18 protein-coding genes are annotated in these 13,533 nt (G+C 34.6%); 17 read left to right on the top strand and 1 reads right to left on the bottom strand.

Translation table 11 applies throughout. The features are described 5' to 3' along the window. Window positions 1-219 precede the first annotated feature (219 nt). The 14 genes from V7122_RS22790 to V7122_RS22855 all read left to right on the top strand — a co-directional run bounded on the left by V7122_RS22790 (window position 220) and on the right by V7122_RS22855 (window position 8,473). The gene (locus V7122_RS22790; protein ID WP_335529386.1) at window positions 220-525 is read left to right on the top strand and encodes a hypothetical protein; all 306 of its coding nucleotides are present in this window, start codon (window positions 220-222) and stop codon (window positions 523-525) included. A gap of 26 nt (window positions 526-551) precedes the next feature. After that, on the top strand, window positions 552-998 hold the full coding sequence (locus V7122_RS22795) for an NUDIX domain-containing protein (protein WP_335529389.1): 447 nt from the start codon (window positions 552-554) through the stop codon (window positions 996-998). Between the two features lie 191 nt (window positions 999-1,189). Beyond that, window positions 1,190-1,495, top strand: a complete 306-nt coding sequence (locus tag V7122_RS22800) for a hypothetical protein (RefSeq protein ID WP_335345042.1) — start codon at window positions 1,190-1,192, stop codon at window positions 1,493-1,495. A gap of 17 nt (window positions 1,496-1,512) precedes the next feature. After that, entirely contained in the window at window positions 1,513-2,289 is a 777-nt protein-coding gene (locus V7122_RS22805; protein WP_335529392.1) for an alpha/beta fold hydrolase, read from the top strand. Between the two features lie 110 nt (window positions 2,290-2,399). After that, a complete protein-coding gene (locus V7122_RS22810) occupies window positions 2,400-2,930 on the top strand; it encodes a GNAT family N-acetyltransferase (protein WP_335529395.1) in 531 nt (176 codons plus the stop codon). Between the two features lie 200 nt (window positions 2,931-3,130). Beyond that, entirely contained in the window at window positions 3,131-3,595 is a 465-nt protein-coding gene (locus tag V7122_RS22815) for a GNAT family N-acetyltransferase (RefSeq protein ID WP_335345044.1), read from the top strand. Between the two features lie 39 nt (window positions 3,596-3,634). After that, window positions 3,635-4,678 (top strand): DUF2332 domain-containing protein, encoded by a 1,044-nt coding sequence (locus tag V7122_RS22820; protein ID WP_335345045.1) that lies wholly within the window; start codon window positions 3,635-3,637, stop codon window positions 4,676-4,678. After that, window positions 4,675-4,881 (top strand): transcription initiation factor TFIIIB, encoded by a 207-nt coding sequence (locus V7122_RS22825; RefSeq protein ID WP_335345046.1) that lies wholly within the window; start codon window positions 4,675-4,677, stop codon window positions 4,879-4,881. The genes V7122_RS22820 and V7122_RS22825 overlap by 4 nt, the downstream gene beginning before the upstream one ends. Before the next feature lie 87 nt (window positions 4,882-4,968). Next, window positions 4,969-5,124 carry a hypothetical protein gene (locus V7122_RS22830; protein WP_335354204.1) on the top strand — a complete coding sequence of 52 codons (156 nt, stop codon included), beginning with the start codon at window positions 4,969-4,971 and terminating at the stop codon, window positions 5,122-5,124. Window positions 5,125-5,286: 162 nt separating this feature from the next. Next, window positions 5,287-5,844, top strand: a complete 558-nt coding sequence (locus V7122_RS22835; RefSeq protein ID WP_335345047.1) for a hypothetical protein — start codon at window positions 5,287-5,289, stop codon at window positions 5,842-5,844. A gap of 19 nt (window positions 5,845-5,863) precedes the next feature. Then, the gene (locus V7122_RS22840) at window positions 5,864-6,241 is read left to right on the top strand and encodes a DUF2500 domain-containing protein (RefSeq protein WP_335345048.1); all 378 of its coding nucleotides are present in this window, start codon (window positions 5,864-5,866) and stop codon (window positions 6,239-6,241) included. Between the two features lie 111 nt (window positions 6,242-6,352). Beyond that, window positions 6,353-6,805: a hypothetical protein gene (locus V7122_RS22845; protein ID WP_335529400.1), complete on the top strand. Its 453-nt coding sequence runs from the start codon at window positions 6,353-6,355 to the stop codon at window positions 6,803-6,805. A 118-nt stretch (window positions 6,806-6,923) separates the two neighbouring features. Beyond that, window positions 6,924-7,559, top strand: a complete 636-nt coding sequence (lepB, locus tag V7122_RS22850; RefSeq protein WP_335529403.1) for a signal peptidase I — start codon at window positions 6,924-6,926, stop codon at window positions 7,557-7,559. A 50-nt stretch (window positions 7,560-7,609) separates the two neighbouring features. Beyond that, window positions 7,610-8,473 (top strand): phosphotransferase, encoded by an 864-nt coding sequence (locus V7122_RS22855; RefSeq protein WP_335529406.1) that lies wholly within the window; start codon window positions 7,610-7,612, stop codon window positions 8,471-8,473. Window positions 8,474-8,574: 101 nt separating this feature from the next. On the opposite strand, the gene V7122_RS22860 is transcribed toward V7122_RS22855, so the two are convergent. After that, the gene (locus V7122_RS22860; protein ID WP_335529409.1) at window positions 8,575-9,537 is read right to left on the bottom strand and encodes an aromatic acid exporter family protein; all 963 of its coding nucleotides are present in this window, start codon (window positions 9,535-9,537) and stop codon (window positions 8,575-8,577) included. A gap of 403 nt (window positions 9,538-9,940) precedes the next feature. On the opposite strand from V7122_RS22860, the gene V7122_RS22865 reads away from it, so the two are divergent. The 3 genes from V7122_RS22865 to V7122_RS22875 all read left to right on the top strand — a co-directional run bounded on the left by V7122_RS22865 (window position 9,941) and on the right by V7122_RS22875 (window position 13,243). Next, window positions 9,941-10,717, top strand: coding sequence for a class I SAM-dependent methyltransferase (locus V7122_RS22865; RefSeq protein WP_335529428.1), 777 nt, complete (start codon window positions 9,941-9,943; stop codon window positions 10,715-10,717). 471 nt (window positions 10,718-11,188) lie between these two features. Continuing rightward, the gene (locus V7122_RS22870; protein WP_335529410.1) at window positions 11,189-11,359 is read left to right on the top strand and encodes a DUF3231 family protein; all 171 of its coding nucleotides are present in this window, start codon (window positions 11,189-11,191) and stop codon (window positions 11,357-11,359) included. A 210-nt stretch (window positions 11,360-11,569) separates the two neighbouring features. After that, window positions 11,570-13,243: a ribonuclease J gene (locus tag V7122_RS22875; protein ID WP_335529412.1), complete on the top strand. Its 1,674-nt coding sequence runs from the start codon at window positions 11,570-11,572 to the stop codon at window positions 13,241-13,243. Window positions 13,244-13,533: the final 290 nt, after the last annotated feature.

The raw sequence follows: 13,533 nt of genomic DNA on the forward strand, positions 1-13,533 counted from the left end.
TTCATATTTAAAGATGGAAGTGTTAATTTTTTCTATAATGGGATACTGCAATTTATTTTTGCGGGATTTTTGTTGTTAACTGGAATTGAAAGTTTGATTTTGAAAAAGAGAGGTTTTTCGCTTTTGAACTTTATCCTCTGCTTGATATTCGTATATTTGGCCATACAAAGTTTCCACTTATATAACATTAAATGAAGAATCAAAGAGGGAGTTTATCACGTGTCAGTTTATGAACCATTATATATTTTTATATTTTTATTAATTGTCGGTTCGGTTTATTTTTTCGTCCTGATTCATACTATCGTAAAATTTAAATTTAATTGGGTCGGGCTGTTGTTTCTCTTAATGTCAGTTGGCAGCTATTTGTTAATTGGAAAATATATGTTTGATTCTGGTATTCAAGCGGATGAGAATCATTTAATGCTGTTTGGTCTAGGTTTCTTGGAATTGATTCTGTTGTCATTTTCATATATTTTTCTCGTGATCTCCATATTACTTGGAAAAAGTGGAGAGAGAATTTTGTAGGAAAGATAGAAAGAGTTGAGGCAATAATGATTAGAAAAGCTGTAGGTGCAATTGTTTTTCAAAAAAATCAATTTTTAATTGCCCATAAAGTCAGCATCAACACAAATAAAGGGAAACAAAAGATAAAAGGGGAATGGGATTTTATAAAGGGTGGCGTAGAAGAGAATGATCGGAATTTAACCGATACGCTATTTCGTGAATTAGAAGAAGAGACTGGTTCAAAAGATTATAGGGTTGTAAAAGAATTTGATGAAAAAATATGCTTTCATTTTCCAGATGAAATTAAGATGAAAATCGGATACGACAAACAGGAAACAATCATGTTTCTTGTAGAATTTTTAGGCGATCGTAACTCATTAAATCCAAATGATCGTGAAATAAGGGAGTTAAAATTCATCGATAAAGACAAGGTGGCTGAAATACTTACTCATCAAGTCACGAAGGATTTTTTTAAAAGGCATTTAATTGTTTAATTTTGTTTATAGAGCTGCTAGTTATACTAAATTTGTCAAATCAATTACATAAACAGGTGCGTTTCTGGAATTAGCAGGAGCGCATTTTTCTTAATAGGGCAGGTTAAGGGAATAGTGGGAACTATTTCCTTCGTGATTCGTATAAGAGTAACAGGAAAACCCATGATTAAATTAGGAATTGGGGAGACTCTATGGCTGAAATAATTTTAATAATTATTTTAATGATACCCTTTTATGGGTTGCTTATTTGGTCCTATTTGGATCCAGAGGAAAGTATGTTGTTTGGAAAAAGGTGGATGTATAAAGAAGAACCAGAGATATCTGATGAAGCTATCCGATATACTAAATTCGCATCAATGACTGTTATGATTGGATTGCCTATCATTCTAATAAGCTTCATCTTAGATATTCCCTTTCTCAAATTTTCGATGGTAATCATCCCGTTGGTATTGGCAATAGGAGCGTTTAAAATTTTCACAGATGAAAAAGATTCTTAAACAATCGGGTGATAAAAATGACTTTATATTATAAAGAATATGGTGATAAAGAGGCTCCGCTGATGCTTTTTTTACATGGCGGCGGGGTGAGCGGCTGGATGTGGAGAGAACAAATACAATACTTTGCTCACTATCATTGCATTGTACCTGATTTACCAGGGCATGGCCAAAGTTTTCACGAGGAACCATTCTCAATCAAATCGAGTGCCAATCAACTACTTGCATTAATTGAAGAAAAAGCTAAGGAAAAAGAAGTAATCATCCTAGGTTTTTCACTAGGTGCCCAAATAGCTATTCAAATGTTAAGCTTAAAACCAGATTTGATCGACTTTGCTATTATCAATAGTGCACTCGTGAGGCCCATTCCATATGCGAAAAAAATAATAAATCCCTCTATTAAACTATTTTATCCGCTAATCAAAAATAGGTCGTTTTCAAAACTCCAAGCTAAAACACTTTATATTGGCAAAGACGACTTTGAACAATACTTTCAAGAAAGCCACCAAATGAAATTAGAAACGCTTGTAAGCATCATGGATGAGAATATGTCATTCCAAATACCGGAGCATTTTGAAAATGCAAAAGGAAAGATTTTAGTGACTGTCGGGGAAAAAGAAAGAGCAGTGATGAAAAAATCGGCGATGGATTTAGTGAAAAATAACCCTAATTGTAAAGGAGTTATATTATCAAAGATTGGCCATGGTGTATCTTTGGCAAAGCCTACTTTGTTTAATCAAATGGTTGAAGCATGGGTAAATGAAGGCAAAATACCGGATGGACGAGAAATAGGTTAAGGAAAAAGTTAAGTTTGCCATTAAAAATAATATTCTCCTTGATTCAGTAAAAAATAATTATTATGACCGTTCTTTAAAAGTAAATAATATGATAAATGAGGAGAATAATAATGAACATAATAATTAGACAGGAACGATCGAAGGACTATAATATCACTGAAGAAGTTGTACAAAGTGCATTTGCTAATATGGAATTTAGTGATAAAAACGAGCATGAATTGGTGGCTCGGATTAGAAAGTCTGATGCATTTATTCCAGAGTTATCTTTAGTTGCCGTTGATAATGAAATTGTAGGACATATTCTATTATCTAAAATCAAGATTATGAATGACAATCAAATAGTGCAATCACTTGCCCTTGCTCCTATTTCTGTTTTACCAGCGTATCAAAATAAAGGGATAGGAAGGCACTTAATTTTGGAAGCAATAAAAAGGGCGATGGAACTTGAATATGAATCTGTTGTAGTATTAGGGCATCCAGAATATTATCCGAAGTTTGGGTTTAAAAAAGCATCATTATGGGGTATAAAAGCACCTTTCGAAGTACGAGAAGAGGTATTTATGGTATTAGAGTTAAAAGAAAATGCACTTAATAATGTTTCGGGAGTTGTTAAATATTCAAATGCATTTTTCGATAAGTAGTCATAATCCGCCCGTTTTTTACGGGGCTGGTAATGACTTGACCGAAAATCCTAATAATGATTTATATCCCTTTTTTATACATATAGCCAAGGCCCCCATGGACTTGCTTCCCGTTTACACTTTTATGAAAGATTAATAATGTAGATATAGAAACACTAAAAAAGGAAAAAAAGATTCCGATTTTTATAGGAGAAAAATTGATGATTAGATTAGCTGAATCAAAAGATATTGATCAATTAATTAGAATGAGATGGGATTTCACAATTGAACATAACCCCTCCAATAAGTTTAATGAAAGTGAGCTTGAAAAGTTTAAAATCGAGTGCCGAAATTTTTTAGAAAATGCGATTAACAGTGAGCAGTGGTTTATTTGGATCGCAGAGGAAGAAGGCAGAGTTGTTTCTCACATCTATATTGAATTAATACAAAAAGTGCCTCGTCCTGGGAGGATTACAAGACCTTTTGCCTTTATGACTAATGTGTATACAGTTAGTGATTATAGAAACAAGGGGATTGGCAGTCAGCTACTTACTACTATAAATGAATGGGCCAAAAATGAGCAGTATGAGTTTATCATTGTTTGGCCGAGTGATGACAGCATAAATTATTATAGGAAAAATGGATATATTCATTGCAAAGAGCCTATGGAGTACTTTCCTTCTTAATTTTAAAACCTTTTGTATTTTTGAACGGAGGAGGAACCAATGTTAAATAAAGAACTCTTATCTCAAAGCTTTACGAGGTTTGCCACGAATGAGTGTAAAGATTCTAGTAAATTATATGAATATTTATCACTGAAAATTGCAAAAGACGATGAATTATTACAATTATGTACATATGCCAGTAAAGGTCAACCGATTCCGAATTTACTTTTTGGGGCTGTTCATTACCTTTTACTTAAAGGAAAGAGACATAAGTTAAAAGAGTATTATCCTAGTATCGTGAGTAACCCAAAACCTTTTGAAGGGGCGTTTCATAGCTTTAAAGATTTTTGCCTTCAATATCAAGATGAGATTACATCTATCCTCCGAACAAGGCTTGTCCAGACAAACGAGGTGCGAAGATGTGCCTATCTTTATCCTGTTTTTAATTTGATTTACGAGAAGACTGAAAAACCTCTGGCGCTGATTGAAATCGGAACTAGTGCGGGGTTGCAGCTTCTTTGGGATCAGTTTTCTTATTCATATGGTACAAATGAAGTATTTGGGAATAAAAATTCTACATTAAACATTACTTCAGAGATAGTGGGAGAAAATATTCCGTTTATTTCTTCAGCTCCACCTCCAGTTTCTAAGAGGATTGGTTTGGATTTAAATACGATTGATTTAATTGATGAGGAAGAGAAATTGTGGATGAAATCGTTAATCTGGCCGGAACACAAAGAAAGACTGTTAATGTTTGAACAAGCAGCGAGTTATATGGTGAAGAATCCCGTCCAATTAGTCGAAGGAGATGGAATCGGTTTATTAAGTGAATACGTTGATAGGATGCCGAGTGATAGCACTGTTTGTATTTTTCACACCCACGTTGCCAACCAAATGCCAATTGAAGTAAGAAAATTACTTCTTCAAACGATTCAAGCAATTGGCAAGGAACGAGATGTTTTTCATATTTATAATAATATTCAAGACAAGTTTTTACATCTAGATTTTTTTATAGATGGTATGGAAAGTAATGAAACAATCGCTGAAACAGATGGTCACGGCAGATGGTTTAGATGGTTAAGAGAAGGGGAGGATTTCAAATGAATTATTCTGCAAGAGCAACAGAATGTCCAAAATGTGGCGGAAAAGAATTGGGGAAAGGAAAGCACTCTGGGTATGCGGTTATGCAACCTGAAAATAAGATGAGCCTAGGCTCAAATATTGAATACATTCTTTGTACGGACTGTGGATTTATTATTGAAAGCTATGTGAAAAAGCCAGAGAAGTTCAAGAGGACCATTTTTTAAATCATGAGATTTTGCAAAAAAACAATGGGCGGAATAAATAGATTTTTTCCATCATGCCACGGAATTTTATAGAGAGGAGTTGACTGCATGGCTTATATTTTTTCTGCAATCATAATGTTGGCTCTAGCCTTTACGATTTATAAAATAACTAGAAAAAGGAAATTGCCAAGCAATAACTATACTCCATTTGACGATATTACAGAGGGGAAATCTGGAGAAGATAAGGAATATAGGCATAAATAGGTGTTTTATAGGTTCTAATCGAAAAATGATTTGAACCTATTATTTTTTAAAAATGGATCTGCCTTTTCATTTACCACAAAAGTCAAAAAGGCAGCTTCGCTGGATAAAACGTGAAACATTATATATTTATATGCGTCTTTAATAAAAAAGGGGCTTTTGTAGTTGGGTAAAAAAAGAAAAAATATAATTTATGTAACCGCTGTATTAATAATATTGACTCTTTTCTATCCGTCATCAAGAGGGTTGGCTTGTGATTGTGATATACCTAAAACTGCAAATGAAGCATTGAATAGGGCAGCAGCTGTGTTTAGAGGAGAGGTTCTGCAGGTAAAAAAGAAAAAAATCAACGGTAAATCCTACGATGTCGCTTTGATATCAGTATCAGAAATTTGGAAGGGCATTGACGAATCTCAAGTATTTGTTACTACAGATTGGAGTAGCAGCTGCCAATTTGACTTTGAAGTGGGAAAGGAGTATCTCTTCTATCCAAATGATCATGACGGCATACTAAAAGTCATTAACTGCGGAAAAAGTGCCGAAATCCAATATGCTAATCAAGATCTGCTAGAGCTTGGAAAAGGGAAAGAGCCTAAATACACGGTCCAATTAGAAGATGAATTAATGAGCAGCAAATGGTTTCAGCAAAGTAGTATGTTACTTGTATTATTTATAATTGTTTTTGCCATTGTTTATTTAAGGAAAAAGAAAATCAAAAATTAACTTGTATAGGAGGGATTAGATGCTTCATGGTGGGGATTTCATGTTTGATTTCGCTCCTACTTTTGTTGGCATTATCTTTGTCATCGTAATCTCTACAATCCTATTTACAATATTTAAAGGATTTTCTCAATGGAATAAAAATAATAACTCCCCAAAACTCAACGTCAACGCGAAAGTGGTGGCAAAAAGGACGGCCATTCGTGGTGGAGGAGAGCATAGGGCTTATAGTGATTATTTTGTTACCTTTGAGGTTGAAAGCGGTGATCGGTTTGAATTAGAGGTTGAGGGTTCTGAATATGGGATGCTTGTTGAAGGTGACACCGGAGAGCTTGCCTTTCAGGGCACAAGATATTTCGGTTTTACAAGGCAGAAAAAGAAGATGGAGATTGATACGTAAACTTTTTAATCTAATGTTCAGAAATGATATTACCATAAAGAGGAATTTACCAAACCTATAATTCAACCATAATAAGGGTAAATTAACCAAAACGATTCTAAGAGGTGCGTGATGAGGCAGTTTGTTTTGGTCATACTTATGATCTCGATTTTGGTAATTTATCCTTCACAGCCAAAGGCAATAACTATGCCTTGTAGTATGATACTGGAGTCCGTTGATAAAAAACTTACAAATGCAAAGGGCTCAGCATTGATTTATAAAGTGCTGTTGATCCCTCAAAGTTTTGCACGAACGAATATAAGTATTCTCGGGGTGCACCTTCCAAAACCATCTACCTATGGTAATTACGATAGTTATGAAGGATTTGCCTTTATACCTAATGAAATCAGCTGGCGTTTCAGGCTTTACCCTACTCCAGAAATAGATGGTCCAACTTGGGCTGGAAGAATTGATGACATTACAGCAAAAATGGAAAATGTAGAAGTACAGATAAGACTTTCTAATTCAAATACCAAAAAGTTAGGGCCAAGTATATTATCAGACAAAATTAAATCATGTAAATAGAAGCTTAGAACAAAGGGGGCATTACTGAAACGGCGGTAATGCTTTTTTCTTTTAACGGGCTTTTTGTAAAAATAATGAAAGGAAATGCTGGTATAATGTGTAAAAAGGAGATGATGATTTGAGGAAGATAATCGTTGTTCTATTCGGTCTTTTGTTAGTAGGCTGCGGCAAGGAAGTTATTAAAATAACTGATGACATTACTTCCCCTGAAATGAAAATGGTAACACCAATGGAACATCACCTCTTAGTGGAATGGCTATCTGACGCAATGGATAGAGGAAACCACGATTTTGATACTGGGACACATGGCGAATTGGTAATAGATCCAAAATCTGCTCCACTTGAACGAGGTGATGTTGTTTATTATAAGATGTTTGAAACGGCAATTAAAGAGAACCCAGAGATTCCAAAAAATTATCTAGGCAGAGTTGTAGGTTTACCCGGTGAGACAATTGAGATCAAGGATGGTCACGTTTATATTGATCATAAAAAATTGGGTGCATTTTATGGAGTGGCCACTATAAGGGGGATGGAAGAAGAGGAGTATTTAGATCAAGCTGATTTGAGTCATGTTAATGATTTAGCTTGGGTTAAGAGTTACTTTAATTCGAATTTGGAGCCTATAAAAGTTGATGAAGAAACGGTATTTGTTTTGGTTGACCACTGGTGGCGGGGGATAGACAGCAAAGATTTCGGTTTGCTGCCGTTGGAAAGGATACAAGGGAAAGTGATAGGGTATTCGGATGAATTTTAAACTAGAAATCATAGAAATTGTATTTGAAGAGTAGGGAGAATAGAAGAAATATGGACATTCAAGAGATAATAAGAGAATTAAATAATAAAGAAATCATTCAATCAAGTTCCGTTGAGTATGAACAATTAAATGGAGGGACAGTAAGTAAATTGTATCTCCTGAGTACCTCTGATGGTGCAAAATATGTTGTAAAGTTGAATGAACCGCAAGTTATTCAATCTGAAGCAAATTTTCTTACCTGTTACAAGGATTTATATTTATTACCGCGTCTTCTCTATGTTGAACCTTCAAATAATTATATCGCTTATTCATTCATCAACGGTTCTACAAATTATGTAAGAAGTAATAAACAGCAAGTGCTCAAAGAACTTGTGCAAGGACTGATAAATCATTATAAGGCCGTACCAAATAATATTGGTTTTGGATGGGCGGATGAATTAACAGATTCATGGCAAAGCTTCCTTTTGAATGAATTGATGGAAGCAAATAAGATTTTAGATTCATATTTAGATAAAGATGAGTATACCTTTGTGCTTAACCTTGTCAAAGATTCAAAAAAAAATAGTCTGGACATAGAACCATTTTTATTGCATGGGGATTGTGGAGTGCACAATTTTATCTTTCATCATGGAAAATTAAATGGTGTGATTGACCCAACTCCTGTTATCGGAAATCCCCTTTATGATTTAATTTATGCTTTTTGTTCATCACCAGATGATTTAACGAAAGAAACGATTCATTCAGCGGCGAATCACTTACTATTAAAAGAAAAAATAAGTGAACAATTTTTATATGAGCAAGTACTTATTGGATTATATCTCAGGTTAGCAGCCTGCATTAAACATCATCCCCATGATTTTAATGACTATCTAAATGCTTGGAACTACTGGAAAAATATCAAAGCCATTTCTTAACATGGGTATTACAGTAAAAGAATACGGGGCAGGTCCCTTAGCTCAATAAGCGTGAAACCTGTTCCCGTGGCCTTTGCCAATATGATGACTAGCCTCTGGAGTTAAAGTTTACTTCGATTAAAAATATTTTTCTTAATAATTAAGTAGTTCTTAATTTCGAAATTTAAATAAAATAGATTGGCTCTAATTTCGAATTCTTCCCTTGTCTTTGGTAATTCTGTTTCACGTATGGACTCTTCGTACTCCTCTAATTGTTTTAATGCAATGGTTGTATCCCCTGAATCAACATGTTGACTAATATTCAGAAATATATTAGCAAGCATTCCTTTTTGTTTGACATCTAACTCTGATGAAGAAACAATGCTTAGAATGGCTACCATCTGTTTTAGGATTTCCAGTTGATCCTCTCGCATTTCGAGATAATAATAAACTTTATTTTCTTTTCTTAACAGATGATTTTCTACATCTTGTATAACTATGTTTTTAGCTTGATTCAGGATATTTTCTACTTCGTTTAATTCTTTTCCATCCCAGTTTCGCTCACTATTTTTTAGTAATGCTGAAAATTCGTAAAGAATAACGCTAAATTTATGTTCGATTTCAATTTTGTATTTTTCAATTTCTTTCTTAAAGCTAGGCATAATGCTGTTTACGAGTAAGGCGATTCCTATACCAATGAAAATAATATAGAGTTCATTCAATAGGTTTTCTAGACTGGCTTCCTTCACTGTATAAATATGTAAAACGATAACTATGCTTGTGACAAAACCTTCCTGAATACGTCCTTTTATAAGGATTGGGACAAACAATAATATAAATAGAGTTAAGACAATTGGATTATATCCTAATAGTTCAAAACATAAGGAACCAAGAATTAAAGATAAAAGAGATGCGAAAAACTTTTTCTGAATAGAATGTAATGTCTTTTTCTTTGTCTTCTCAATACACATAATAACGATTATGGCTGCAAAGGATGCAAATTCTAAGTCGAGTAAAGTCGCAATCCAAATTGCTAACCCTGCCCCTATCGCAGTCTTAATTGTCCGATATCCCATTCCAACCATAAGTATCACCCTACTGTTCTCTATAATTTCATTAATCCAGCAGATATTCATTCTAACAGAAAAAGATGGGGACATGAAGGCTAAGGACAGGTCCTAAGCTCATTATGCCGAAGTAACTGTTGTAACTGCTAAACTAAATTCAACAGTTTCCGCCAAATAAAAAAATGAACACTTTTTTACCAATAATAATCAAAGTTAGACTAATATGATACTTATCAGCATTGTTTAGCTGGAGGATGGGAAAGGTGGAAAAGTTACTGGTGTTCACAGAAGTACATCAATTAAAGTACAAGTCTAGGTTGATTGGGGAGAAATTACTGTGAAAAATCAGGATATTTTATTATCTTTGTACTCTCAGAGTCTCAGCATTCCAAGAGGGAAATCTGAAGAATACTTAAAGGAAATGCGTGAAAAACATCAGAAAAAAAACATTGGTACTGAAGAAGCGATTAAAAGGTGGGATAAGTTTGCCGAAACATATTCAGCAGTACATACTGAACAAGGAGACCTTCATAAAGAAGTTTTTTTAAATCCTACTTTATTATCACTTATGGGAACGGTAAAGAATAAAAAAGTTTTAGACGCTGGATGTGGTGAAGGATATTTTAGTAGAATTTTAGCTAAATCTTCAGCAGCTGTAACAGCAGTAGATTATTCAGAAAAAATGTTAGAAATCGCCAAAGAAAGAACTCCCATTGATTTGAGAATTAATTATAGATATGGAAATTGTGAGGATTTAAATTTTTTAGAGGATAACAGTTTTGACCTAATTGTATCGAATATGGTCATACAAGACCTTGCAAATTATGAAAAGGTATTCCAAGAAATGTATCGTCTATTAGTAGATGGAGGATATTTTATTTTTTCAATTTTACATCCTTGTTTTGTTACCCCGGAGAGTGGATGGGAGAAAACAAAAGATGGTGAAAAGTTACATTGGAATGTTGATAAATATTTTTATGAAGGTGTTTATGAACAAAGGCTAGGCGATAAAGAAAAAATGCTATTATTCCATAGAACTTTAACGAGCTATGTTAATAATGTAATTAAAGCAGGTTTTCATTTAGAAGGCTTAATAGAACCGAAGCCATCTGAAGAAATGTTGAGAAAATATCCTTCATTTGAAGAAGATTTCAGAAGTGCTGATTTTATAGTTTTTAAATTGAGAAAGAAAATTTAATTTATTGATCGGAGACACTTCACATTTTAAATAACTTTGATTTTAAGAGGAATTTGTTTTATTTGCCCATTTACAGGGTGAGATGCTTCCATAACAGAGAATACAATTTTCTTATATAAGTTGATTAGATAAATACCTTCCTTTATACATCTTCTGGAAGGTTTTTTTATTTAGTTATTTTTTTAAAAGAGGGGATCTCGGAAAGCTCCCCATCCGATGTAATACTGGCTTTGGAAGTGATGCAGAAGAAACAAGCATTTTGTTCATTTATACTTTTTTCCATATAGGGAAATATTATTCATGATGTATTTATTACATAGGAGGTTTTCTTAATGGAAGATAAAACCAATATACCTTTAACTGCTGCGGAAATGTCTTGTTTATGGATGCAATCCAGATCTTCCTGCCCCTATGGGTTGGGATTCGGCAGTTTTAGATACGACAACAAGTGTTTTTTCGGATAAATAAATGATGTATCATGTCTCAGCTATGATTGCCGCGGGAATTGGAAACTTTGGAATGGCACTGGTAGTAAGTCAAAGAAAAGATTTAGGCTTTAAATATGCGTCTTTAATTCCAGAAATCTCACTGTATGCCGAGGATGGAGCTAATATTATGATTAAACACGGTTGGATGGAGTAACCTCCACAAGAAGATGACCGTGACCAATTAATAAGGAATAAATGAATTAAGTTGCGTGTTCGTTGGTCCTGTTTTTTTACCTATGTTGTTTTTAATTCCCGGCTTAAGTATTGGGTTATTCGAAAGGGCGCTTTATCCATAGTAAGGATAAGTGCTCTTTTTATTTTTTGGGCAAGATAATTATAAAATTTAAAGTAGGAGGTTATAAATTTGAGTACAAATGAAAATGTGATATCCATCTTCGCTTTAGGTGGCTTGAATGAAATCGGGAAAAATATGTATGCAATCGAATATTCAAACGATATCGTGATAATCGACTGTGGAAATAAGTTTCCAGATGAAAGTTTATTAGGAATTGATTTGATTATCCCTGATATCGCTTACTTAATAGAAAATAAAGATAAAGTCAGGGCTTTAATTGTCACCCATGGCCATGAGGATCATATCGGGGGGATCCCGTTCTTCTTAAAAAAATTGAATGTTCCGGTTTATGCCACACGCTTCACACTAGGATTAGTTGAGATCAAATTAAAAGAACACAAACTTCTAAGAGAAAGTGAACTGGTTGAAATTAACTCAAACTCAATACTAAAATTCGGAGAAATGAGTGTGAGCTTTTTCAAAGTGATCCATAGTATTCCTGATTGCTTGGGCATGGTCTTTCACACACGAGAAGGGAATATTGTACATACCGGTGACTTCAAGTTCGACTTAACCCCTGCGAATAATGAGCATGCGGAAATTCATAAAATGGCAGAGATCGGTAAAGAAGGCGTTTTACTTCTATTGTCTGAAAGTACGAATGCAGAGCGTACTGGTTTAACCCCATCGGAACAAATGGTAGGTGAACATGTGGAAGCAGCTTTCATGAAGGCCGAACGCAAAGTGATTGTTTCAACCTTTGCTTCGAATATTAGCCGTGTTCAGCAAGTCGTAACTGCAGCAATTAAAACAAATCGGAAACTTGCGTTACTTGGACGAAGTATGGTTAATGTTGTAGAGGTTGCGATGGAACGTGGTTATTTAACCGTTCCTGATGGAATGTTAATTTCCCCACATGAAATCAATGAATTGGCTCCTGAAAAGGTAGCTATTTTATGCACGGGAAGTCAAGGAGAACCATTAGCTGCCCTTGCCCGCCTGTCCACTGGAAACTTTCGCGGTGTCGATATTTTGCCTGAAGATACGGTTATCCTTGCGGCAGGTCCAATACCTGGGAATGAACGTAATGTCACGAGTATCGTAGACAACTTATTTGCACTTGGGGCCAAAGTGATTTATGGAACTGGAAGTACATCCGGCATGCATGTTTCCGGCCATGGTTATCAAGAAGATTTAAAACTAATGCTTACATTAATAAAACCAAAATATTTTATTCCCATTCACGGTGAGTTTAGAATGATGCATCATCACCGTTTGTTAGCTGAATCCGTTGGAGTAGAGAAAGGAAACACGTTTATCATTAATAATGGCGATGTGGTCGAGATTGAAGATGGCATTGCGCGCCAAACCCGGACCGTACCAGTTGGAAATACATACGTGGACGGCGGGGATGTCGGTAATATTGGGGAATATGTATTACGGGACAGAAAACAGCTTTCTGAGGACGGAATGTTCATGATTATTGTAACGATAAGCAAATCGGAGAGAAAGTTGATGGCTGAACCCGAAACGATTTCTCGCGGATTTACAGATCATCGAGATTTTTCAGAGCTACGCAAAAACGTAAATGAACTCACTATAAAAACGGTCAACGAGTTACAAGAAGCAAATAGAAGTTCAAGGAATGTAATGAAAAAACAAATAAAAAAATCAATACGAGAATATCTATATACACAAACTAAAAAAAATCCAATGATCGTTCCTATACTTATTGAAATTTAGTAATGGGGAAGTTTTAAATTCATTGACCTTCAAGAATCGGGCGCGTTTATGAAGTAACTAAAACTTATTTTCTTATTGGAATTTTTAGTATTTCATAAATGCCCCTTCAAGTATGCAATTTGTCTTTATCCTCTAAATTCAGCTAGAATGTTCGTAATTTACAAGGAGATCTATAAAATATTGATTTTGTGCTCGTTGTTTTGCCCCATAAACTAGTTGTGGAAAAAGCTAACTTTCCAACTGTTCAAAAGTCCAAGCAGCGGTGCTGGACGGACAAATCAAGAGGAGAA

It is taken from the genome of Bacillus sp. JJ1532 (assembly GCF_036965085.1).
GTDB lineage: Bacteria > Bacillota > Bacilli > Bacillales > Cytobacillaceae > Cytobacillus.